This is a genomic window from Pseudomonas sp. Teo4 (genome assembly GCF_034387475.1).
Classification (GTDB): Bacteria; Pseudomonadota; Gammaproteobacteria; order Pseudomonadales; family Pseudomonadaceae; genus Aquipseudomonas.
The window spans coordinates 1-19,071 of sequence record NZ_JAXCIL010000003.1 but is presented as its reverse complement, the minus strand read 5'-3'; the positions used below and the strand labels follow the sequence as shown (position 1 = coordinate 19,071).

The following is a 19,071-nucleotide window of genomic DNA, read 5'->3' as shown; positions in this document are numbered from 1 at the left end:
TGAAAAACCAACCCAAGGATAACAAGCGATGAAGCGCTTCCTGATTGTTGCTGTAATGTTTCCCATGCTGGCCACTTCGGCTCTGGCGGAATCCGGGTCGAACATCTTTCTGAGCGGTAAGGTGTTCAAAGGGGACGAGGTTGTCGCTTCGTTTGCCGCACCGACTCTTCTGGGGAATACCCTTCCCGTTAAAGACCAGGTCCTCCACAGCTATATCGAAAAAGCTGTAAGCGACGGCAAAAAAACGACGCTGATTCCGGGCAAGCTTGTTACGGGCCTCGATATGTCGATGACTCCGACAGCTGTTGTTGGTGAAAACGTGATCGTCGCCGTAAAAGGCTCGCTGGCTGTGCTGGAGGGGTTCGACAAGGCGCCCCTGGCTGGTACTAATCTGGCGATTGATTTGCCGAAGATGAGCCGAAACGAGTTCAGTCAGTCGTTCGAAATCAAAAAGGGACAGCCCCTGGAGTTCGGTTTCGGAGGGTGCACTCTGGTCGACGGTAATCCGACCAATTGCAGCCATAAGCTGATTCTTGATGCTTCTGCAAACAACTGATTCTGCTAGTGGCCTGGCTTTGCCAGGCCACTGTTTGAGATCGCGAGGAAAATACTCAGATGGCAAACAAAAGAAAAACCCCAGCGCAACTGCAGTCCCAGTGCGACGCTTGGAACAAACTGCACGGGCTCGGCACGCTAATCGCCTACGAGGACATCCGCGGTGAAGGGGAGACGCATCGGGGCAAGTCCACCACCGAGGCGCAAGTGCTTGGTGGCCACTCGGCAGTCATTTGGCTGGAAGGGAAGAGTGGTTGCGTTAGCCTCGATCATTGCATGGCTCTGGCGTCGTAAGAGACACACATGATGAAGAACATAGTTTTCTCACTCGCTCTGCTTGGGGCTCTGACGGAGACTGGCCCGGCCTTTGCCGAAAGTAAGTCACTACCCGATTGTGCGGTGACATCTGCCAAGTCTCATGGGGTGGAACTTGCGCTGTTCAGAGCCCTCATGATCCACGAGCTGGGGGAGACGCCTCTTGCAGCGCCTTGCTCGTTCTACGAGGCTGCTGCAGCCAATCTTGCGACTTCCCTGAACAGTCAGCATGGCGATCGCTGGGGTGCGGTGAGTTTGTTCATCCATGGGCGTGTTCTACTGGACGACCCGGTCGTAGAGCGAGTGCGCACAATTTACGAGTCCAAATAGGAAAGCAAGACCATGACTGAAAAACCGCAGGCGATCCCCGATTCGACAACCGAGCAAGAGCAATGCCTGGGCGTTTTCAACGCAGGGCATGGTGTTGTGACCACGCCATCGAGCTACGATCCAGCCCTGTATGAACGTTTTAAGCGCATTTACTCAGAAGGTGAACCGGTGATTATTACCGGAAATATGAAAGTCTTCCGACCATAAGAAAATAGCCGTTCCAACTGAACCGAGTAGGTGAACCAAGCATGGAATTGAAGTTTCGAACCATCACTGGCGCCATCATCGGCGCCGACCCGCAGGCAGAAGCGCCTACCCCCGTGGGCCTAGCTGATCCAGCCTCTGAGCGTGGAGTAGGCCAGGTCGAGCCCGCGCACCTTCTCCGTAAACAAATCGAGCGCGTCATTCGTGAGTACAGCGCTGATCCAGCGCAAGCCGCTCTGGCCGTCTGCGTTATCCTCGACGAGAATCTGGGCCTGGCTGAAGACGGCTGCTTCGACGATGACGAAACCGTGTTGAACGCAATTTTGGCCAATGAACAGGCCGACGACTGAGCTGTTCAGGGGAGTTCCTATGGCAACCAGCAAACGCAACGGCCTGACACAGGCGTCAGGCATCACGGCTGATCTAGTCTTGGAGCTTGGAACCTACTACAGCGCCCAGGACATGCGAAAGGTTCAGACCGGCCTTACTGCCGCTGCCCGCGAAGTCCGTGCTCTGACTCAGTACGGCTCGCTACTTGGGCGCCTGGGCGAGAAACTTTCCCCCGAGCAACGGGAGCTTTTGACCAACGCTGCAGCGCTTCTGGATTCGGTCAAATACAACGTGCAGCACGCAAAGGAGCGCAAGGCTCGCGACGAGAAGGCTATAGCCAAAAAGCGCGAGCTGTGGGAGCGACAGGCCGAGCAACTGGTCAAGACGAACTTTGCCATGCCAGCGGATACCGTGAACGAGCAGTTGCAGATCCTTGAGCTTTACCTGGTTGCCCGGGTTGTTCTGGGGCACGCGGTCTACCTGCAGGACCACTCCCGGCTGCGTAAGGTGATGCAGGAGGAACCGCCGCGTTCTTCACATTACACCGTTGCGCAATGGCGTCGAAATGAGGTTTCGAGCCTCGTCGCGGATTTGCGATCTGCCTTCCGTGACTATTTAAGCTGGGATCTGGAGCGGACGCCCGCCCAGCGTCTGGACGAGTTGCAGGCGAGCCTGGCTACGTATCGCGCCGAGACTCTTACACAGCCTCAAGCCGTAGAAACTATCCGCATCTGGGCCGACGCGCTTAAAGGCGCAGCCTTTATTGCGAGCGTGATGCCCACGTCCAGACCCCCAAAATAGCAAAAATGCTCTCTGCGCGGCCGTATAAGGAGATCGCACGGAAAGTGCACCTGTTTTGAATTCGAACACAAATTCTTTTACTATCAGACCTCCAGAATAAGCGAGCCATGCTATGTCTCTGATTAACGAGTACCGTATTACCGAGCAGGCCATCAAAGATCTCCAGGCTCGTTTAGCTAGCTTGCAGCAGAATGGGCAGATGAAAGCAGAGCTCGAATTCGATACCAAACTGCGTGCTTTGATGTCTGAATACAATAAATCTCTCCGTGATGTCATCAATTTACTTGATCCGCAAGCACAAAACCGCAGTTCGAAGACTCAACCGAATTCTGGGCGCCGTGAGCGGCAGTTAAAACGCTATCTCAACCCAAACACGAACGAGGTTGTTGAAACGAAGGGTGGTAATCACAAGATTCTGAAAGAGTGGAAAACTCAATTCGGCGCCGACGTAGTGGAATCCTGGCTGCAGTCGTAGTTGTCATAGCGATACAAACAAAAAAGGGAGCATAAAGATCCCTTTTTTTTGCCGATCATTATTCGCCGCCTAAAGCAACTTTGGACCTCGGTTTGAACGTCTTCGACTTCAATCGCACTTTTTGGACATCAGAGGCTAACGGCTTCACCTTTCCGGCGGCATCACCTGAAACCTTTCTCGCGTAATGCTCTCCTGCGGTCTCGTCACTTCCATGCCCCATCAGCGCGGCCACCTCGGCCTTGCTGTTGCCGGCCAGCTTTGCGTTCGCCGAGAACTGATGCCGCATTGAGTACAGCGTCGGATACTTCATTCGCTTCCCAAAGCAATGCCTGGTGGCGTACTTCATGTAGTCGCCCATCCTCTCCTGCAGGGTGTCGAACGGGAGCTCGCCGGCGTAGCCTTCCAGCATCGCAATCATCTCGTGGATGTCCTCCAGCTCGTCAGCTGTCAGATCCCCCAGATCCAGGGAGCGGAACGTTCCATTGCCGCGGCCGTTCGTGGCCTTCGCGTTCTCGACATTAAGTACGGGGCGGCCGTGGATCTCAGTCACGCCGGCTGACTTCCATTCTCCCGGCCGCAGACCGACCAAGTAGGTCGCTTTCAACCAGGTCTTCAATGGGCGCGCATAGCGGTGTTTGCCCTGGTGCATCTCCAGGTACGAAAGCAAACGTTGGTAGTCGGCTCGCTTAAAGCCCTTCTGCTTCTTGGAGGATGTCTGAGTCCCTTTTCGAAGGGTGCCCTCTGATGAGGTCGTATCCAGCATCTGGAGAGCGGCCTGGAGCTCTTCCTGGACGACTTTCTCCTCAGTCGCCGCCATACGCTCAGTGAACAGATGCCGAAGGGCGTTCTTGTACTGCTTCCAGGTGTTACGGGCGATCGAGGGCTTACGGGTGATGAGGTGCTCGATCACCGTGAGTGGCGGTACCGAATGGGGGGAGTCGATGCCGTATGCCTGGGCAGCTTGGGAGCAGACAGAGAGAGCCTTGATGACGTACTGCTCATTCGTTTCCGGAAGTCTACTCGGAATCATAAGTTTTATTTGGCTACCCCCGTTACTCGGAACCGTAAACGTCTCCAAGTAACGTATCAGATGCAGACTATTGTCGCCAGAAATCTTCGTTCGATACCCGTGTTGACCTATTCGGAAACGGACGTTGCTGAGTTCGTCATCGATCCATCGGCGAGCGCATCACCCGCTGCGAGTGATCTGCCAGCTGTGACCTAAAAAGAGTCGGCGTGTCTGGGTATTTGTCGGCGGAGTAGGGCGGTGCTGCTGCCGAGTGTCACATGTGACCTAAAGGGGGTATTGGCTCCCGAAAGCCCTGTATCTGCGGCATCTCGCACTGGCTATAGGGATGGTCACAGGTGACCTATTTGGCGGGCAGAAGGGATTTTAGGTCACCTAAGACCTATATGGGTGTGGGTTGGTGTTGAGTGGTGGGTCACTTCTGACTATCATTGTCTTATCGTTCGACTTTCGTTGATGTATAGTCGTGCGCTAAAGCGTTGTTTTCCTGTAAGGAGCGCTTTATCCATCAACCAACCGAGCAGATACGATGAAGAACCGAGTGATTGCTGGCTCTCTGCTTGTCGCTACGTTGTTGTCCGGGTGCGCTGGGACTGGCCGTGGTGGCGACAAGAGCTACAGCGACGACCCCGCTTACCAGAAGCTCCAGGAAACAGCGAAGAACATCCAGCAGTCGCTCACGCAGCTTGCTGAAGCTGAGCAGTACGAGAAGATGAAGAACCGGCCTTCGCAGCCGCGGATCTATGCTCAGATCCGCGGCATGGAGCAGGTCGTGACCATGCCCTGGCACGGCTCTCTCGAACAGGCGGTGAGCAAGCTCGCATCGTTCTCCGGCTACGAAGTGAAGTTCATGGGTAAACCGCCGGCTGTTCCGATCCTTGTGCAGATCGGCGAGTCCCCCGCGAGCATTTCTGACCATCTGCGTAACGTCGGCATCCAGGCCGGTGTGCGTGCGGACATCGTAGTGAATCCTTCGCTTCGTGTTGTGGAAGTGAGGTACACCGATGGCGCCGTTTAAGTGTGGTCTTTTGGCTGCTTGCCTGTTGGCCGCGTCTGGCGCATTCGCCGGACAGGATGCTCCGCCGCCGGACTTGTCGGGCGTCCTCACTGGAAGCACCAATGCAGCTCATGAATCGAGTATTGAAAGCGACATTCCGGCTATCCGTCTCAGCTCGTTGAAAGAAGCGGCTTTGGGATATGGCGTTCGAAGCGGTTTGGCTCGTCGATCCTATGAGATTGGCAAAATGCTGAGTGCCAACGAGTCGCTTCTCGACGGCATTTTTAATTTTGCCGCGCTAGTTCTTGAGCGAAATGTAATGCCCCCGGTTCTGTCCTACGGTCAAGTAAGTTTGAACTTGCCTGACACCGAAACTATCCGCGTCGCTGACGCTACTTACCGCATTGAGAGCCAAGCAAGATTTGTTACTGCGCCGACTAACTGGCGCGATTACTTGCTGCACGACTTCCAATATCAAGTAGAAGTCCCGGCCACGAGCCTGTTGCCGAAAAATGACGCCGAAAAGAAAGTATGGGAGAAATATGTCTCCCAAGGCTGGGATATCGGTTTCAAACAAGCTGATGAAATATTCGGTCAGTCGTTGGCTCGCTTGGAACGAGATTACAAAGGTATGGTTCTTTATAAGAGCCTTCTTGCCAAGGGCATGATTAGCAAGCCCTATGTTGCCGAGTCGAAGATGGGCGTTACCGGAAATGGGAACGAAATCAATATCAATGATCGAGTTCTTCGTATTACGGCGAAGCCGCAGCTGCAAACCAATCCGGCGATCTGGAAGCCGGTGGCGGTGCCGAGATGAGCTCCGTGACCGTTGCTCGTGATCGGCTGACCGGCTATCTCATGAAAGGGGAGGCGGCTCGCTTCAACGATGCCGATTTCGACCAGGTGCTCATCCATGCAATGGACATGGAAGCGTCTGATGTCTACTTCAAGACTTCCCGCCCGGTGGTTGCCCGGGTGCATGGGCGACTGGTTCGCCTCACTACCAGGCCGCTGCAGCATGCTGAGGTGGTTCGTCTGGTGGTGCTGATGTACGGGGCTAACGCCGAGGTTGAACTTCGCAAGGGTACGCCGTTGGACCAGGCCTTCTCAGTGAAGGTCAACCGCGAGAAAGACTACCGTTTCCGCTGGTGTGCCACCGGCGTTCGCATTGATGGTGCTTTCGGCATCTCCGTGATCATGCGGGAGCTGAAAGAAGTTCCGCCTGCAGCGCGAGAGGAGGAGTACCACGCGGATCTCTGGCGGGCTCTGTTCCCACTGCAGGGTCTTGTCTTCATCACGGGGGAAACCGGCGCCGGCAAGACGACGACGCTCGCCTCGTGGATTCGCAAGATCGCCGAGGATCCCGAGTCCGACACGCACATTGTCTCGTTTGAGGCGCCGATCGAGTACCGCTTGGACTCCCTGGCAACCACGTCCTGTGAGATCGACCAGTCTGACGTGCCGGCCGACGTCGCTTCGTTCGCTCTGGGAGTCGTTAACGCACTGCGTCGCGATCCAGACGTAATCCTGGTAGGTGAGTCGCGGGACGCCGAAACCATCAAGGCGGCGGTGCTCGCAGCGCAAACGGGTCACCTCGTCCTCAGCACTCTTCATAGCAACAGCGTACAGACCACTTTCCTGCGGTTGATCCAGGCCTGCCCGGTCGAGGAGCTCTACTCGATCATGGGGGCTGTGATCGGGAACATCGAAATCATCGTCTGCCAGCGCTTGGTGCGCTCCACAGATGGTCGTCGTTGCGCTGTGCGGGAACACCTGGTGTTCAACAGCTACATCCGCAACGAGCTGCTCAAAACGGCCGCAACCAACATCTCGCTTCTGCCGTATCGCGCCGGCCAGCTGCTGGCCCAGTTCGGCCAGTCGATGTTGCAGGACGCGGAACGTCTGCACGCGGAAGGACGCATCGATCAAACGCAGGTGGATCTGTTCCGGGCGGAGGGCGAGGCGGCCGAGGCGACCTCGCAGGCGCCGTTCGGTGTGCTGGAGGTGGCTCATGCCTAGAAAAAACGAATGGCGTAATACCGCCCTCACGGTGCGGTTCTTCATTTTCGATGCACGGGCGGCGTTCCCGTTTGCTTTGGCTCTTATGCACATTCGGCCGTGGACGATGGGCGCAGCGCTCGCAGTGTTTGTGCTTTTCGGGGTGCTGGAGTGGCTTGGAATTTCAATGGTGGTGGCTTTACGCGCCCTGCGCAGTTGGATCGCCGGGCCGGTTCGGTACGGCGTTGCGTGGTGGCACAAGCCGCAAAGAAAAATCAAATAAGGGGAGCATGATGGCTTCGAAAAACAATTCTCCGGCCGCGGTCGGAGCTGATGATGTAGTACTCGCGGTAGTAGATGACGGCTTCCGCCAGATGAAAGGGCTGGCGAGCGACGCGCTGATCGCGCATCCATCTCTGGCCCGGGCAGGCTTCACCTTGTCCCTGATCGGCGGTGGCGACGGGGATGCAGGCTTGGGCGGCTACCAGACCAGCGGGCGCGAGTACACCGTGGATCCGCAAATCGACGGCGAAGACACTCGCTTCGATGATTTCTCGACCAGCGAAATCAACCGCGTCCTAGTGCACCACACGCTCCATTCGCTCGGGCTTTCTGGAAAACGAGTGGTATTGGCCACCGGCCTGCCGTTTCAGTCGTTCTTTGTTGCCGGCAGCAGCGAGCCCAACCAATCCCTCATCGATCGCAAGATGGCGAACCTCTCCGAACCCGTCGAACCGCTGGGCGGGTTGCAGCCCATCCAGATCATCCAGCAGCGGGTGACGGCACAAGGCCTGGTGGCCTACATCGACTACGTCGTCGACGACAACGGCAATTTCAAGTCCGATGTTGAGATGGACGCTCCCGTTGCCGTTATCGACATCGGTGGGCGCACTACTGACTGTGTCACCGTCTATGGCGGCGGCAAGCTTGATCACGTGGGGTCCGGTACCGGTGTGGTGGGCATCAGCAATGTCTACGACATCATCGAGAACGAGCTCAAACGTAAGTTCGGTGCCAGCAAGATCCGCCTCTCCACGCTGGAGCACGTTGCCCGGCACCGCAACATCCGCCTCAGAGGTCTGCAGCACGATGTCGGCGACATCGTCGACGCTGCGGTAGCCGAGATCTCGCAACAGATCATCCGCGAATCTAAGCGCCGGATTGGCGATGCCGCCGAGATGCAGGCGGTGATCCTGGTGGGCGGCGGTGCTGCTCTCATGTCCAACTGCTTGAAAGAAGCCTTCCCGCACCTGCTCGTACCGACGCGCCCGGAGTTTTCCAACGCTCGCGGAATGCTCAAGTACCTGAAGATGGAAATCGATGTCGATGCGCTTCTCCAGGAGCTAGCCGGGAAGTCCCCTGCAGAGCAGCAGCGGGTGATCCAGGCCCTGGAGGCAATCGCGGACTCCTCGGGGCAGGAGGCCTGATTCATGGCCAGGACGACCAGCAAGAGTTGGGAGCGTTACGGGCGGAGATTTCTTCTCCGCCTCTCCTTCAAGCGTCCTGCCGAGCTGGCTGTTATGGATGAGTTCGATCGCCGATCAGCCGAGCTCGGTAAACCTGACAAGGAGTACCTAAAGCTGTGCCTCTCCGTGGGAAATCAAATCCTTTCGGCAAAGGCTTTAGGCTCTGTTAGTGTTGCGTTATCAAACAACGAAAGTAATAATACGCAAAAAGACGAAGTGCGATTTTCAAGCAATGAAAGTCGCGTGGAAACCACTGTTGTGGAGCAGCAGCAAGCCCAGGAGCCGGAGCCACCGAGCGTGCCCCGGAACGCTGCTCAGCAGGAGCGGGAGGCGACACCTCCACCTGCTGCCGAGCAGGGCAGGGCACCGTCCGCCAAGGGTCTCCTTGGTGGGCTCATGAGGCACGGCTAGACACAAGACATAGGGGCTTCAAGGCGGATGAAAAAATTAGTTTTGATTGCAGCGGCGATGGCGATATTGCCCGTTGCTGCTCATGCGGGTTTCTTCGTCACGGAGGAGCCTCCGGTGCGACCGGCGCCGTCTCCTGCTGTGCCGGCGGCGATGAGCCGTCCTGCATCCGCTGCGGTAGCCACTGCAGCGCCGCCGACGGCCGTAATTCAGCCAGGCGCGACTACCGGCCTGTCGGTTGCATCGGTGCCGGCTGCAAACGTCGGCGGCTTTACCCTTCTGGCTGTCACCTTCGTTGGGCAGCCCTCCGGGGAGGTAGAGATTCGCCGCGGCTTCGGTCGCCAAGTGCGGATCACCGAAGCGCTGAAGCAGATTGCGCCGGTGGGTTGGCATGGGTACCTGAAAGCGGAAATGGTTGGCCGTGTCGACAAAGGCAAATTGGTCGACTGGCGTGGTGGCCGGCGCTGGGTGGAGGTCCTCGACATTCTGGCAACCGAGCAGGGTCTCTCTGCAGAGGTCGACTGGAACAAGCGCGAGATCTTCATCGGCGAGAAACGCCCGGTGTACGCGCCGGCAACTGCTGTAGCAGCGGCCAAGGTGCCGCCCCCGCCTCCGCCGAAACCTCAGTGGGTGGCCAAGCCGGGCAGCACGCTTAAAACCTCCGTCCAGGAGTGGGGCAAAAAGGCTGGTTGGGACGTGGTGTGGAACGCCGACTACGACTACCCCATCAAGGCCTCGCTCACTTTCGAAGGGTCTTTCCTAGACGCCATTACCACGCTGTTCCGGAGCTACGAGAAGGCTGAAAAGCCGTTCTGGGTCGACGTGTACCAGAAGCAAACTCCGCCCGTCCTGGCCATCTCAGCGAGAAACTGAACATGAATTTGAAGCCTTTGATCGCGAGCTTCCTGCTCGTCGCCGCAAGCGGCTGCACGATCAGCAATGTCAACGACACCATGCGCCGTGCCGAGGATGCGAGCGAGTCGGCCGAAGGCCTCGCCGCCAGTATGCGGTCGCGCCAGGATACGCCGGCAAGGCCAACCGTTCGCTACTCCGACACTCCGTGGGTATCGACTCGCCCAATCAACCTGAAGATCGACGGGATCCCGGACGCGCTTAACTGCGACATCACCTACTCGCCGACGGCCGACGTCGACATTTTTCAGGTCGGTCAGGAGATCACAAAATGGTGTGGCATACCGGTTCGTGTCACTCCGGATGTGACCCTGACAGGCAGTAGCGCTTCTAGCTTCTCGCTGCCTCCGCTGGGCGAGCAACAGGGCTCCGCCGCCAATCCTGGCGGCGCCATGGGGCTTCCGCCGCTGCCGGCACTGCCCCAGGGGGGCTCGGCATTGGGGGCATCGTCCGGTGGCCGCAATTTGTCTATCAGCGGATTAAAGTGGAAGGGCGGCCCGGCCAAGGGGCTGCTCGATATGGCTACCGTGCGTCTGGGACTCTCCTGGAAGTATAGCGCTGCGGAAAACCTGGTCACTATCTTCTACGTCGACACCAAGACGTTCCGCCTGTATGCAATCCCTTCGGTCACCGACATGACTTCTGTCGTGTCTTCAGGAACCACTTCTGCTGCTGGGGTAAGCAACTCCGGTACCAGCAACTCAGGCAGTGGCGGTGGGATATCGGGCAACTCCGGCAGTTCGCAGTCCACCGGCGTCACTATCAACACTGATATCACCAAGGATATCGGAAACAGTGTTCAGTCGATGCTCACTCCGGGCGTGGGCCGAATGTCGATGTCTAGCTCCACCGGCACGATGACGGTAACGGACACGCCTGAAGTGCTTGCCCGTGTCGGCGACTTCCTGAACGGCGAAAACAGCAACATCACCAAGCAGGTCCTTCTCAACGTCAAAGTCCTGAGCGTGACCTTGACCGACAAGGATGACCTCGGCATCGACTGGAATCTGGTCTACACGGCCGTAAACGGCAAGTGGGGCATCGGCTGGAAGAACGTCACCCAGGCGGATGCTGCAGCAGTACAAGGCTCGGTCAGCATCCTCGACACAAGCAGCCAATGGGCTGGATCGAATTTGCTGGTTAAGGCGTTGGCCCAGCAAGGTCGTGTATCGACTATTACCAGCCCATCCGTCACCACGCTGAACCTGCAGCCAGTGCCTGTCCAGGTCGCTCGCCAGACGAGCTACCTGGCCAGCATTCAGACCACCAATACGGCTGACGTAGGTTCGACCACTTCGCTGACTCCTGGGACCGTCACGTCCGGCTTCAACATGAACCTGCTTCCCTACGTGATGCCGGGTAAAGAGCTACTGCTGCGCTACTCGATCAACCTCAGTGCGCTGAAGCAAATCCGCCAGGTCTCCAGCGGCGACAACACCATCGAGATTCCCGAGGTCGACAACCGAATTTTCTCGCAGATGGTCAAGCTGCGGTCCGGTGAGACGTTGGTTCTTTCGGGCTTCGAGCAGTCCGTGGACAACGGCAGCAAGGCAGGCGTTGGTAGCGCGAGCAACTGGCTGATGGGCGGTAGCCTCAAGCGTGACAACAGCAAGGACGTCATCGTCGTCCTGATCACTCCGATCGTGGAAGGTTGAGCATGGGCCCGATGGAGGATGAGGTCATCTCGACGCCGGTCACCGTGACAACGGTGAACGGACAGAGCTTCGTCAGCGGCCTTTTCTGGCAGCCACTGAGCAAGCCGCGGGCCTACATGCAAGAGGCCCGGGAGATCGGAAAGCGCGAGAAGATGGACATCGTGGCGATTCGTCACGGGAGCATCATCCAGGCGGGTTTCGTCTCGAAGAACGCTGGTGTGACCAAGGGCATGTACAGCCTGGCCGCTGCGCTAGCAGGAGCCTTGGGTGAGTCCTGGCTTGGCGTGTTTGCCCTTGGTGCCGAGCGCTACGCGCTGGTCGGCGTGAAAGATGGTGCGATCCTTCCGGGTTGCGACATCGTGGGTGATCAAGTCGAGATTCAGGAAAAACTGCAGATCTTCCAGGCGTTCTTTACCGACGAGAACGACAAATTCTTTTCTCCACCCGAGTTTGGGTTTTCCAACAACGAGCTCTACCTCGACAAGGTGCTGGTAGCATCCAGCCTCAAGAAAGAGTACCGGCTCAAGCAGCTGACCTTCGGCCTGACCTCGAAGGAGTGGGGCGTTGTCGGCGTACTGGGCGTCCTTGCCCTGGTCGGCGCTGTTGTGTTCTTCCAGTGGAAGGCCGCGGAAGAAAAGCGGATCCGTGAGGAACGGATCCGCATTGCAGAAGAGCAACGCCTTGAGCTGGAGCGCCTGAACGAAAAAGCCCAGCAGGAACAGTCGCTGCAGGCTCTCGAACACCCGTGGGCGAAGATGGCCGAGGTTGATGGCTTTTGGCGCGTCTGCTTTGCCCAGGTCACCAAGCTCCCTCTGGCTTTCGACGGCTGGGTGTTCCAGTCCGCCCGTTGTTCTTTCGACAAGGTCGACGTCACCTACTCGCGCACGGGGAACGCCACGGTAGGCGATTTCATCATCGGCGCTGCCCCACGTTTTCCTGCCGCCGAGCCCGCCTTCTTCGAAGAGGGTCAGGCGGCAGCTGTACATGTGCCTCTCGACATGGGGGTAGGCGGCGATGAGGACCTGGAGCAGATGAATCCGCTGCTGAACAGGTTCTCCTCTCATTTCCAACGTCTCGGCTTGAAGCCCGTCATCAACGAGAAGGCCACAGAAGAGCAGCGGCAGGTGATGCCCGGCGAGGATCCGAACGATCCAAACGCGCCGAAGAAGCCCGAGCCGTTCTGGCGCACGTTCACCTTCAGCTATGAGTCGCCGCGGGCGCCGAACGAAACGCTGTCTGGGCTTGCTGGTCCTGGGCTTCGACTGACCGAGATTTCGGTAAACCTCAACTTCGAATCGGCCCAACTGACCTGGAAGGTCGATGGAGAGATCTATGCCCAAAAATAAGATGCCTGCTGCGATCGTAATCGCAATGTTGGTCGTATCGTCCAGTGCGCTCGCTGCCGACGCAACCGTGGGCGACCTGACTCAACTGCAGGGGCAGGTGCTGCTCAAGAAAGCGCAAGTCGACCTGGCCAGGCAGGAAGATGAGCTGCGCAAGCTCAATGGCGGCAGCGCCGGCGGGGTCCCGATGGGGTTGTCGTCGGGCGGCCTCGCTGACGCAGGTACTCCATCGGTTCGATCTGTAGCGGGTGTCAACGGCAAGCTTTACGCGACGTTTGTTTATTCCTCGGGGATCACGGCCGATGCTGCAGCCGGGGAAACTATTCCCGGCGGATTCAAGGTCGTACACGTCACCGTGGACAAGGTGGAGCTGCAGAAAGGAGGTCGACGGTTCCAGGTGGGCTTCGCCTCGCACGCACCGTCGGCAGGTGTCGCTAACGGCATGAATCCTGGGATGGGGCAGCCTGGATACGGCGTACCTCAGCCGATGCTTCCTGGCTTGAATCCGTAAAGGGGCACGGAGAGAGCATATGGGCGTTCCTGCGCTGGCTACTATCGAAACACCTCGTGAGGTGCTTACCGCTCCCGGCGGGAAGTACTCTATCGATGAGAAGCTGCGGGATCTACTGTGCCTGACCGATGACCTGGTGCTCCATGTCTCGGCTTCGCACCTCGGCGATCCGTATGTGCTCGGCTTCATGGAGCGTCTGGGGCGTAGCAAGGTCCGCTATACCCTGCAGAAGCACCCGTTGCCGGAGATTCGCGAACTCTATGCCAACGCAGCGGCCGTGCGGCCGGCGATCGCTGTCGCCAAGCCGGTCGGTCTGATCGAAGAAACCACGCCTCGGCAAGTGCAGGTGCAACGTCTCGTCAAGGACGCGATGACCTGCGGCGCGAGCGATATCCATTTGACCATCGACAAGACACGGCATACCGCGCTCGTTGAGTACCGGGTAAATGGGGATCTGGTCGTCAAGGACCAGATCCGGGCGGAAGATGGTCAAGCTATCGCTTCGACCATCTACCAGTCGATGTGTGACGTAGCGGATCCAACCTACAACGACCTCCAACCGCAAGATGCCCGTCTGAAGCAGTCCTTCGTGAAGGCCTGGGGCCTGTATGGCGCCCGCATCGCGACCAGGCCGACCGACAAAGGGACGTTGATGGTCATGCGGTTACTGCGGAGCTCGGCCGGCGGGTCGCTGGAAGAGCTCGGCTATCTGCTGGAACAGATCCAGCTGATCACGCGCATGATCCAACGCCGCAAAGGGATCATCATTTTTTCTGGCCCGACCGGCTCAGGTAAGTCGACCACCCTACAGCGCGTGTTGAGCGACCTGCTGGAGCTGTTTGAGTACAAGATCCGCTTGCTGACGATCGAGAACCCACCGGAATACGAGATCGGCAAGGGTAGGGCGATTCAAACCCCAATTCTATGCGACTCGGACGATGCTGAAGCGGTATCCCAGGAGTGGGCGCGCTCGATCTCCAACACGCTTCGTCTCGATCCCGATGTCCTGATGGTGGGTGAGATCCGCGATCTCGCGACCGCAAAGGCGGCTTTCACTGCCGCGATGACAGGGCACCAGCTGTGGACGACGCTCCACGCGAACGATCTCGTCGCTATCGTTGAGCGCCTGAAAGACCTCGGCATTGAGATAAGTCTCCTGACGGATCCCATGTTGATGACCGGGCTCATCAACCAAGAGCTGGTTAAAACGCTCTGCAACAGCTGCAAGCTGCCGTTCGTACAAGCCAAGGCCCAACTGCCATCTGACCTCATTGAGCGTGTGGAGCGCTTCTGCACGCCCAGCACCGTTTACGTGTGTGGCCCAGGTTGTTCTGACTGCAACGGCACGGGTGTGCGCGGTCGGACGGTGGTCTCGGAGGTCATGATGCCGAACAAGGGGTTCATGAAGGCATTCCGAGAGAAGGGCAAGGCCGACGCCAGGGCTTACTGGGTCGACCACATGGGCGGCATCACCAAGAACGCGCACCTCATTCGCCTGATGAACATGGGGTGTGTGGATCCGCTGCACGGAGAGCGCGACATCTGCACGCTCGACGAAGACGAAATCACCCTGAGGGATTGAAATGCAGTTGCACGATTTGATGGCCAGGCTGGATCTCGCGGTGATCCGACTGCAGTTCTACGGCTCTATAAGGATGGAGCTCTACGAGGCGCTGTCGTTGCTCCTGGAAAACCGAGTGCTCCTCGATGTTGCATTGAAGGACATGTACAAGATCTATAGTGAGAACGGGAAGAAACCGAAGCGAGCGCTCGCTGCGGTGACCTACGACTGCTACCGTGAGGTGGCCGACGGCAAGCCGCTATCCAAGGCCTTGGCAAAGTGGGTTCCCTATCAGGAATACACGCTGATCGCCGCTGGCGAGCGTTCTGGCGATCTGAAGACCTCATTCGACAACTGCGGAAAGATCATCACGGCCAAGCAGGACATCGTGGGAGCCATCCTGCTGGCTACGGTGTATCCGTCGTTCCTGATGGCCATGGTCTGCGTGATGCTGGTGATGGTGTCCACCAAGTTGGTTCCCAAATTGGCCAGGACCTCTAATCCAGAGACCTGGTCCGGCGCCGCGGCCTTCCTCTACGAGATGTCCCAATACGTCGTCCATTACGGGGCGATCACCCTGGCCGGCATTCTGATCTTCCTGTTCCTGGTCTTCGCCTCGCTTCCATATCTGCGAGGTGGACTGCGCGTCCACCTCGACAAGCTTCCGCCTTGGTCGGTGTATCGAATGCTCCACGGCTCGACGTTCCTCCTCAACGTCGGCGTGATGATCCAAGCAAACGTTTCCCTGCAGGACTCCCTCCGGATGATGGCCGCGGAAGCGAGCCCGTGGTTGCGCGAACGCCTTAATGCCGCCTTCTACGGTCTGGGTATCGGGGGGAACCTGGGGGTCGCGTTGAGCAAGGCCGGATACGACTTCCCAGATAAGAAGGCAGTCCAGTTCCTCATGATCCTGTCGGGCAAGGATGGTTTCGAAGATGCGTTGAGCAACTTCGGTGATCGATGGCTGAAGAAGAGCATCAAGCAGATCCAGTCGGCCGCAAAAATGGCAATCGCCGGCGGGATCATCACGGTCGGTGTGATTCTGATGACGGTTATTTCGGGGGTGTCGGGCATCCAGGACGCAATTCAGGCGGTAGCGAAGTGAACAACAGCAAAATCCCAACCACAGAGGTAGCTATGGAAAAAGCAGCAGAAGTAAAGCCAGTTCAGCCTGGCATCAATCGCAAGGCCCATGCGAAGAAGCAGGCGGGTTTCGGGGCTATCGAGATGATCGTGGTGCTCATCATCGTGATCGGCCTGCTGGCCCTGGCGGCGAGTCGCTGGGACACCCTGTTCGGTAGCAACGAGGCCGCCGAAGAGATCTCCAACGTCAACATGCTCATGGCTGGCACCAAGAACCTGAAAACCTCTTCCGGCTACGGCGCTTCCGGTACGAACCTGGTGCCGGCGCTGATCAAGGCCGGTGCTGTGCCGAAGAACATGACCGTTACCTCCGGCGCGCTTTACAACACCTGGGGTGGTGCTGTGACCGTGGTATCCACCGGTACCGGTTTCACGGTCGCGTCTGCCGCTGTTCCCGAAGGCGTTTGCCTGACCTTGGCCACCAAGCTGGCCCGGGGTGGGGTGTACTCCACCAGGATCAACTCCGGTACCGCGATCATTGGTGAGGTCACCCAGGCTGCTGCGACCGCCGGTTGCAGCAGTGCCACCAGCAACTCCCTCACCTGGGCGAGCAACACCTAATCTGCCGGTGGCAGTAAGGGAGGGGTATGAGCGGCCCAGAAAACCATTCGCCTAAAGAGTTCGGCTGGATCGATCTCTACATTGGTGAGGGCTACAGCGACATGAAACAGGTGGCCGGGGCGCATGCGCCCCGGATCCCTGTGCCAGACAGCATGCAGGAGCTTATTCATGCACTTCGCCAGAAGTGCATGGAGGGCTACGCCACGCATGGTGAGTCCGAGTTTGCGGTGATCCACGAGGGTACGATGCTGCGGGTCACCCAGATGACCGACGTGACCAACAGCAACGTCTTTTTCATTCGGCGACCGGAGGCGGAGATCCGCCGCTTCGCGACTCTGGGCCTGCCTCCGCACGCGGTAAAGCTCCTGCTCGATAAGGGGACGCGGGGGCTGATCCTTTTCGCTGGTGAGATGGGGGTCGGCAAGACGACCTCTGCAGCATCTCTCGTGGTGGAGCGCCTGATGATTCATGGCGGCGTCGCTATCGCGATTGAGGATCCGCCGGAAACGCCTCTGAACGGGCTGCATGGTCCTGGCCGTTGTATCCAAGTGCCGGCGTCGCGAAAGGCTGGTGGATACCGCGAGCACCTCATCAAAACGATGCGAGCCAGTGCGGACCTGATCCTCATTGGTGAGATTAGGGACACGGCCGCCGGCGTCGAGGCAGTCACCGCGAGTACCAATGGTCGCTTGGTCATCGCGACCATACACGGTCGTGACATTCCTGATGCTCTGTCGAGGATCTCGACCTGGTGCGCGGAGCTGCCGAACAACAACGACCTGCTTGCCGACGGTCTGAGTGCAGTCATCTGGCAGACCATCAAACGGCAGCCTGGTCAGCCTGGTCGACTGATGGTCAAGACGCTCTCCATTGGCGCAGGCGATACCGGGATCCGGGCCAAGATCCGGAAGGGCGAGTTTGGCCAGTTGCACCAAGACATCGAACAACAGCTCCGGCAGGCCTCGTGGAGCACCGAAAACCTATTTGGAGGGACGAGAACATGAAGGCGAGAGGCAGGGTATTGCGGGGTGCGAAGAAGCAGCAGGGCTTTGCCGCGATCGAAATGATCGTGGTGCTGATTCTGGTGATCTCCGCCCTCGGGATCGGTGCCCAGGCGATGTTCGATCACGCGGACAACATGGCCGCGCAGACCACTGCCGATCACCAGAAAATCATTTCCGACGCGGCTGCAGCCTATATCAAGGACAACTACGCCGCGGTCGTTGCGGCTGCAGGGCCGACTACGCCGGCGACGATTACCACGACGATGTTGAAGAACACCGGGTACCTGGAGACGAGCGTCGCCGACCTGAACAGCTTCGGCCAGGCCTACAGGGTACTGGCGATCGAGCCGACGCCGAATAAGCTGCAGACGCTGGTTGTCACCACCGGCGGTGAAACCATTTCCGAGACCAGCATTCGTCGGATTGCCAAGCAGGTGGGCGCTCGCGGCGGCTATGTCTCGAACGTCGACACAGCCCGGGTGGAGGGCTCGTTTGGAGGGTGGGGCGTGCCGCTGGCGTCCTACGGCGTTTCCCCGGGGGCAGGGCACTTGGCGACCGCTCTGTTTTTCGACGACGGCGCCCTTACCAACGACTACCTGTATCGAAACTCGGTAGCGGGTCACCCCGAAGTGAACCGGATGAACACCTCGATCGACATGGGAGGCAACAACCTCAACAACACCGGCACGGTGAACGCTACTACAGCAAACATCACCGGGAACGCTGCCGTCGCCGGCAACGCAACCGTCGGCGGCACGATCAAGGGGCAGACGGCTGACATTACCGGGGAGACCTATACCGGTGGGTGGTTCCGTACTCGCGGGGATAGTGGTTGGTACAACGAGAAATGGGTCGGCGGTTGGTATATGAGCGATCCGACCTGGGTGCGCTCGTATGCAAACAAGAACGTCTACACCGCCGGCGAGATGCGCGGGGGCAAGTTGACCTCGGAAGGGAGGACCGAAGTAGGGGAGTACCTCCAGCTCAACGGAGTGGCAACTGAGGGTGCCGGATGCTCTCCGAATGGCCTTGTAGGCCGCAACGCTGCTGGCCTCACACTATCTTGCCAATCCGGTGTGTGGTCCAAGGTCGGTGGCGGACTTGATGGGCCGTATCGGGTAACCGGCTCTAATCTAGGGACGTGGGTAATATGCACCCTCAATTACGGCAGTGGAAACTCGAAGTCATTAACATTTAGCGGAGGGAACTGGTATTACTCCGGCTCTGGCACCCAAGTTGTCTACTGCTACCGTTAAAATTGTGTTTTGCCAATCCGGAGCGTGGAAAGGGAGCGGTATAACTAGCGCTGCCACAGTGATACGGGTTGGCAATCCTTGTAGATGCGCCGCAAACGAAATACGCACCGGATGTTCCGGAAAACAGTCGAGCAGCTACGACACATACGCAGTCGAACCTAACCTTTGCTACGGCGAAGGCGGGCCTGCCCAATGTATCTGCGCCCGCTTCGAATAAGC

The 19,071-nt window shown here is 58.3% G+C and carries 23 protein-coding genes; 22 read left to right on the top strand and 1 reads right to left on the bottom strand.

The genetic code is table 11. From position 1 onward, the window contains the following. Window positions 1-28 precede the first annotated feature (28 nt). The 7 genes from PspTeo4_RS27820 (at window position 29) to PspTeo4_RS27790 (ending at window position 3,010) form a co-directional block, all read left to right on the top strand. Window positions 29-556: a hypothetical protein gene (locus PspTeo4_RS27820; protein WP_009684360.1), complete on the top strand. Its 528-nt coding sequence runs from the start codon at window positions 29-31 to the stop codon at window positions 554-556. A gap of 59 nt (window positions 557-615) precedes the next feature. After that, window positions 616-849, top strand: coding sequence for a hypothetical protein (locus tag PspTeo4_RS27815; RefSeq protein ID WP_009684361.1), 234 nt, complete (start codon window positions 616-618; stop codon window positions 847-849). Window positions 850-858: 9 nt separating this feature from the next. Next, the gene (locus PspTeo4_RS27810) at window positions 859-1,200 is read left to right on the top strand and encodes a hypothetical protein (protein ID WP_009684362.1); all 342 of its coding nucleotides are present in this window, start codon (window positions 859-861) and stop codon (window positions 1,198-1,200) included. Window positions 1,201-1,212: 12 nt separating this feature from the next. Then, window positions 1,213-1,407, top strand: coding sequence for a hypothetical protein (locus PspTeo4_RS27805; RefSeq protein WP_131201116.1), 195 nt, complete (start codon window positions 1,213-1,215; stop codon window positions 1,405-1,407). A 41-nt stretch (window positions 1,408-1,448) separates the two neighbouring features. Further along, window positions 1,449-1,754, top strand: a complete 306-nt coding sequence (locus PspTeo4_RS27800) for a hypothetical protein (protein WP_009684363.1) — start codon at window positions 1,449-1,451, stop codon at window positions 1,752-1,754. A gap of 19 nt (window positions 1,755-1,773) precedes the next feature. Beyond that, on the top strand, window positions 1,774-2,535 hold the full coding sequence (locus PspTeo4_RS27795; protein WP_009684364.1) for a hypothetical protein: 762 nt from the start codon (window positions 1,774-1,776) through the stop codon (window positions 2,533-2,535). Window positions 2,536-2,647: 112 nt separating this feature from the next. Further along, window positions 2,648-3,010, top strand: coding sequence for a histone-like nucleoid-structuring protein, MvaT/MvaU family (locus PspTeo4_RS27790; protein WP_009684365.1), 363 nt, complete (start codon window positions 2,648-2,650; stop codon window positions 3,008-3,010). Window positions 3,011-3,068: 58 nt separating this feature from the next. On the opposite strand, the gene PspTeo4_RS27785 is transcribed toward PspTeo4_RS27790, so the two are convergent. Beyond that, complete coding sequence (locus PspTeo4_RS27785; protein WP_228490487.1) at window positions 3,069-3,920, bottom strand: site-specific integrase; 852 nt, start codon at window positions 3,918-3,920, stop codon at window positions 3,069-3,071. A 646-nt stretch (window positions 3,921-4,566) separates the two neighbouring features. Between PspTeo4_RS27785 and PspTeo4_RS27780 the strand changes: the two genes are divergently transcribed. From PspTeo4_RS27780 to pilV, 15 genes are read left to right on the top strand one after another with little or no spacing between them, the layout of a single operon-like run. Then, window positions 4,567-5,055, top strand: a complete 489-nt coding sequence (locus PspTeo4_RS27780) for a DotD/TraH family lipoprotein (protein WP_009684367.1) — start codon at window positions 4,567-4,569, stop codon at window positions 5,053-5,055. Then, on the top strand, window positions 5,042-5,851 hold the full coding sequence (locus PspTeo4_RS27775) for a type IV secretory system conjugative DNA transfer family protein (RefSeq protein ID WP_023118096.1): 810 nt from the start codon (window positions 5,042-5,044) through the stop codon (window positions 5,849-5,851). The genes PspTeo4_RS27780 and PspTeo4_RS27775 overlap by 14 nt, the downstream gene beginning before the upstream one ends. Continuing rightward, window positions 5,848-7,053: a type IV pilus twitching motility protein PilT gene (locus PspTeo4_RS27770; protein WP_009684369.1), complete on the top strand. Its 1,206-nt coding sequence runs from the start codon at window positions 5,848-5,850 to the stop codon at window positions 7,051-7,053. Before PspTeo4_RS27775 ends, PspTeo4_RS27770 begins: the two co-directional genes overlap by 4 nt. Then, complete coding sequence (gene icmT, locus PspTeo4_RS27765; protein WP_009684370.1) at window positions 7,046-7,315, top strand: IcmT/TraK family protein; 270 nt, start codon at window positions 7,046-7,048, stop codon at window positions 7,313-7,315. The genes PspTeo4_RS27770 and icmT overlap by 8 nt, the downstream gene beginning before the upstream one ends. A gap of 10 nt (window positions 7,316-7,325) precedes the next feature. Beyond that, window positions 7,326-8,459, top strand: a complete 1,134-nt coding sequence (parM, locus tag PspTeo4_RS27760; protein ID WP_009684371.1) for a ParM/StbA family protein — start codon at window positions 7,326-7,328, stop codon at window positions 8,457-8,459. A 3-nt stretch (window positions 8,460-8,462) separates the two neighbouring features. Further along, window positions 8,463-8,909, top strand: a complete 447-nt coding sequence (locus PspTeo4_RS27755) for a hypothetical protein (RefSeq protein ID WP_009684372.1) — start codon at window positions 8,463-8,465, stop codon at window positions 8,907-8,909. Between the two features lie 27 nt (window positions 8,910-8,936). Continuing rightward, on the top strand, window positions 8,937-9,779 hold the full coding sequence (locus PspTeo4_RS27750; RefSeq protein ID WP_052960512.1) for a toxin co-regulated pilus biosynthesis Q family protein: 843 nt from the start codon (window positions 8,937-8,939) through the stop codon (window positions 9,777-9,779). Window positions 9,780-9,781: 2 nt separating this feature from the next. Further along, window positions 9,782-11,473 carry a PilN family type IVB pilus formation outer membrane protein gene (locus PspTeo4_RS27745; protein WP_015026533.1) on the top strand — a complete coding sequence of 564 codons (1,692 nt, stop codon included), beginning with the start codon at window positions 9,782-9,784 and terminating at the stop codon, window positions 11,471-11,473. Window positions 11,474-11,475: 2 nt separating this feature from the next. After that, complete coding sequence (gene pilO2 / locus PspTeo4_RS27740) at window positions 11,476-12,819, top strand: type 4b pilus protein PilO2 (RefSeq protein ID WP_023118098.1); 1,344 nt, start codon at window positions 11,476-11,478, stop codon at window positions 12,817-12,819. Next, the gene (gene pilP / locus PspTeo4_RS27735; protein ID WP_009684378.1) at window positions 12,806-13,327 is read left to right on the top strand and encodes a type IV pilus biogenesis protein PilP; all 522 of its coding nucleotides are present in this window, start codon (window positions 12,806-12,808) and stop codon (window positions 13,325-13,327) included. The genes pilO2 and pilP overlap by 14 nt, the downstream gene beginning before the upstream one ends. Window positions 13,328-13,346: 19 nt before the next feature. Then, window positions 13,347-14,909, top strand: coding sequence for a GspE/PulE family protein (locus PspTeo4_RS27730; RefSeq protein ID WP_009684379.1), 1,563 nt, complete (start codon window positions 13,347-13,349; stop codon window positions 14,907-14,909). Window position 14,910: 1 nt separating this feature from the next. Next, complete coding sequence (locus PspTeo4_RS27725) at window positions 14,911-15,993, top strand: type II secretion system F family protein (protein WP_009684380.1); 1,083 nt, start codon at window positions 14,911-14,913, stop codon at window positions 15,991-15,993. A gap of 32 nt (window positions 15,994-16,025) precedes the next feature. Continuing rightward, on the top strand, window positions 16,026-16,592 hold the full coding sequence (locus PspTeo4_RS27720; RefSeq protein ID WP_023118099.1) for a type 4 pilus major pilin: 567 nt from the start codon (window positions 16,026-16,028) through the stop codon (window positions 16,590-16,592). A gap of 26 nt (window positions 16,593-16,618) precedes the next feature. Continuing rightward, complete coding sequence (locus PspTeo4_RS27715) at window positions 16,619-17,596, top strand: ATPase, T2SS/T4P/T4SS family (protein ID WP_009684382.1); 978 nt, start codon at window positions 16,619-16,621, stop codon at window positions 17,594-17,596. Further along, complete coding sequence (gene pilV, locus PspTeo4_RS27710) at window positions 17,593-18,852, top strand: shufflon system plasmid conjugative transfer pilus tip adhesin PilV (protein ID WP_243720648.1); 1,260 nt, start codon at window positions 17,593-17,595, stop codon at window positions 18,850-18,852. The genes PspTeo4_RS27715 and pilV overlap by 4 nt, the downstream gene beginning before the upstream one ends. Window positions 18,853-19,071: the final 219 nt, after the last annotated feature.

What these genes read in the sequence shown, in the direction of transcription:
- PspTeo4_RS27820 (WP_009684360.1), top strand. Translation starts at nt 29, where the DNA reads ATGAAGCGCTTCCTGATTGTTGCTGTAATGTTTCCCATGCTGGCCACT.
- PspTeo4_RS27815 (WP_009684361.1), top strand. Translation starts at nt 616, where the DNA reads ATGGCAAACAAAAGAAAAACCCCAGCGCAACTGCAGTCCCAGTGCGAC.
- PspTeo4_RS27810 (WP_009684362.1), top strand. Translation starts at nt 859, where the DNA reads ATGATGAAGAACATAGTTTTCTCACTCGCTCTGCTTGGGGCTCTGACG.
- PspTeo4_RS27805 (WP_131201116.1), top strand. Translation starts at nt 1,213, where the DNA reads ATGACTGAAAAACCGCAGGCGATCCCCGATTCGACAACCGAGCAAGAG.
- PspTeo4_RS27800 (WP_009684363.1), top strand. Translation starts at nt 1,449, where the DNA reads ATGGAATTGAAGTTTCGAACCATCACTGGCGCCATCATCGGCGCCGAC.
- PspTeo4_RS27795 (WP_009684364.1), top strand. Translation starts at nt 1,774, where the DNA reads ATGGCAACCAGCAAACGCAACGGCCTGACACAGGCGTCAGGCATCACG.
- PspTeo4_RS27790 (WP_009684365.1), top strand. Translation starts at nt 2,648, where the DNA reads ATGTCTCTGATTAACGAGTACCGTATTACCGAGCAGGCCATCAAAGAT.
- PspTeo4_RS27780 (WP_009684367.1), top strand. Translation starts at nt 4,567, where the DNA reads ATGAAGAACCGAGTGATTGCTGGCTCTCTGCTTGTCGCTACGTTGTTG.
- PspTeo4_RS27775 (WP_023118096.1), top strand. Translation starts at nt 5,042, where the DNA reads ATGGCGCCGTTTAAGTGTGGTCTTTTGGCTGCTTGCCTGTTGGCCGCG.
- PspTeo4_RS27770 (WP_009684369.1), top strand. Translation starts at nt 5,848, where the DNA reads ATGAGCTCCGTGACCGTTGCTCGTGATCGGCTGACCGGCTATCTCATG.
- icmT (WP_009684370.1), top strand. Translation starts at nt 7,046, where the DNA reads ATGCCTAGAAAAAACGAATGGCGTAATACCGCCCTCACGGTGCGGTTC.
- parM (WP_009684371.1), top strand. Translation starts at nt 7,326, where the DNA reads ATGGCTTCGAAAAACAATTCTCCGGCCGCGGTCGGAGCTGATGATGTA.
- PspTeo4_RS27755 (WP_009684372.1), top strand. Translation starts at nt 8,463, where the DNA reads ATGGCCAGGACGACCAGCAAGAGTTGGGAGCGTTACGGGCGGAGATTT.
- PspTeo4_RS27750 (WP_052960512.1), top strand. Translation starts at nt 8,937, where the DNA reads ATGAAAAAATTAGTTTTGATTGCAGCGGCGATGGCGATATTGCCCGTT.
- PspTeo4_RS27745 (WP_015026533.1), top strand. Translation starts at nt 9,782, where the DNA reads ATGAATTTGAAGCCTTTGATCGCGAGCTTCCTGCTCGTCGCCGCAAGC.
- pilO2 (WP_023118098.1), top strand. Translation starts at nt 11,476, where the DNA reads ATGGGCCCGATGGAGGATGAGGTCATCTCGACGCCGGTCACCGTGACA.
- pilP (WP_009684378.1), top strand. Translation starts at nt 12,806, where the DNA reads ATGCCCAAAAATAAGATGCCTGCTGCGATCGTAATCGCAATGTTGGTC.
- PspTeo4_RS27730 (WP_009684379.1), top strand. Translation starts at nt 13,347, where the DNA reads ATGGGCGTTCCTGCGCTGGCTACTATCGAAACACCTCGTGAGGTGCTT.
- PspTeo4_RS27725 (WP_009684380.1), top strand. Translation starts at nt 14,911, where the DNA reads ATGCAGTTGCACGATTTGATGGCCAGGCTGGATCTCGCGGTGATCCGA.
- PspTeo4_RS27720 (WP_023118099.1), top strand. Translation starts at nt 16,026, where the DNA reads ATGGAAAAAGCAGCAGAAGTAAAGCCAGTTCAGCCTGGCATCAATCGC.
- PspTeo4_RS27715 (WP_009684382.1), top strand. Translation starts at nt 16,619, where the DNA reads ATGAGCGGCCCAGAAAACCATTCGCCTAAAGAGTTCGGCTGGATCGAT.
- pilV (WP_243720648.1), top strand. Translation starts at nt 17,593, where the DNA reads ATGAAGGCGAGAGGCAGGGTATTGCGGGGTGCGAAGAAGCAGCAGGGC.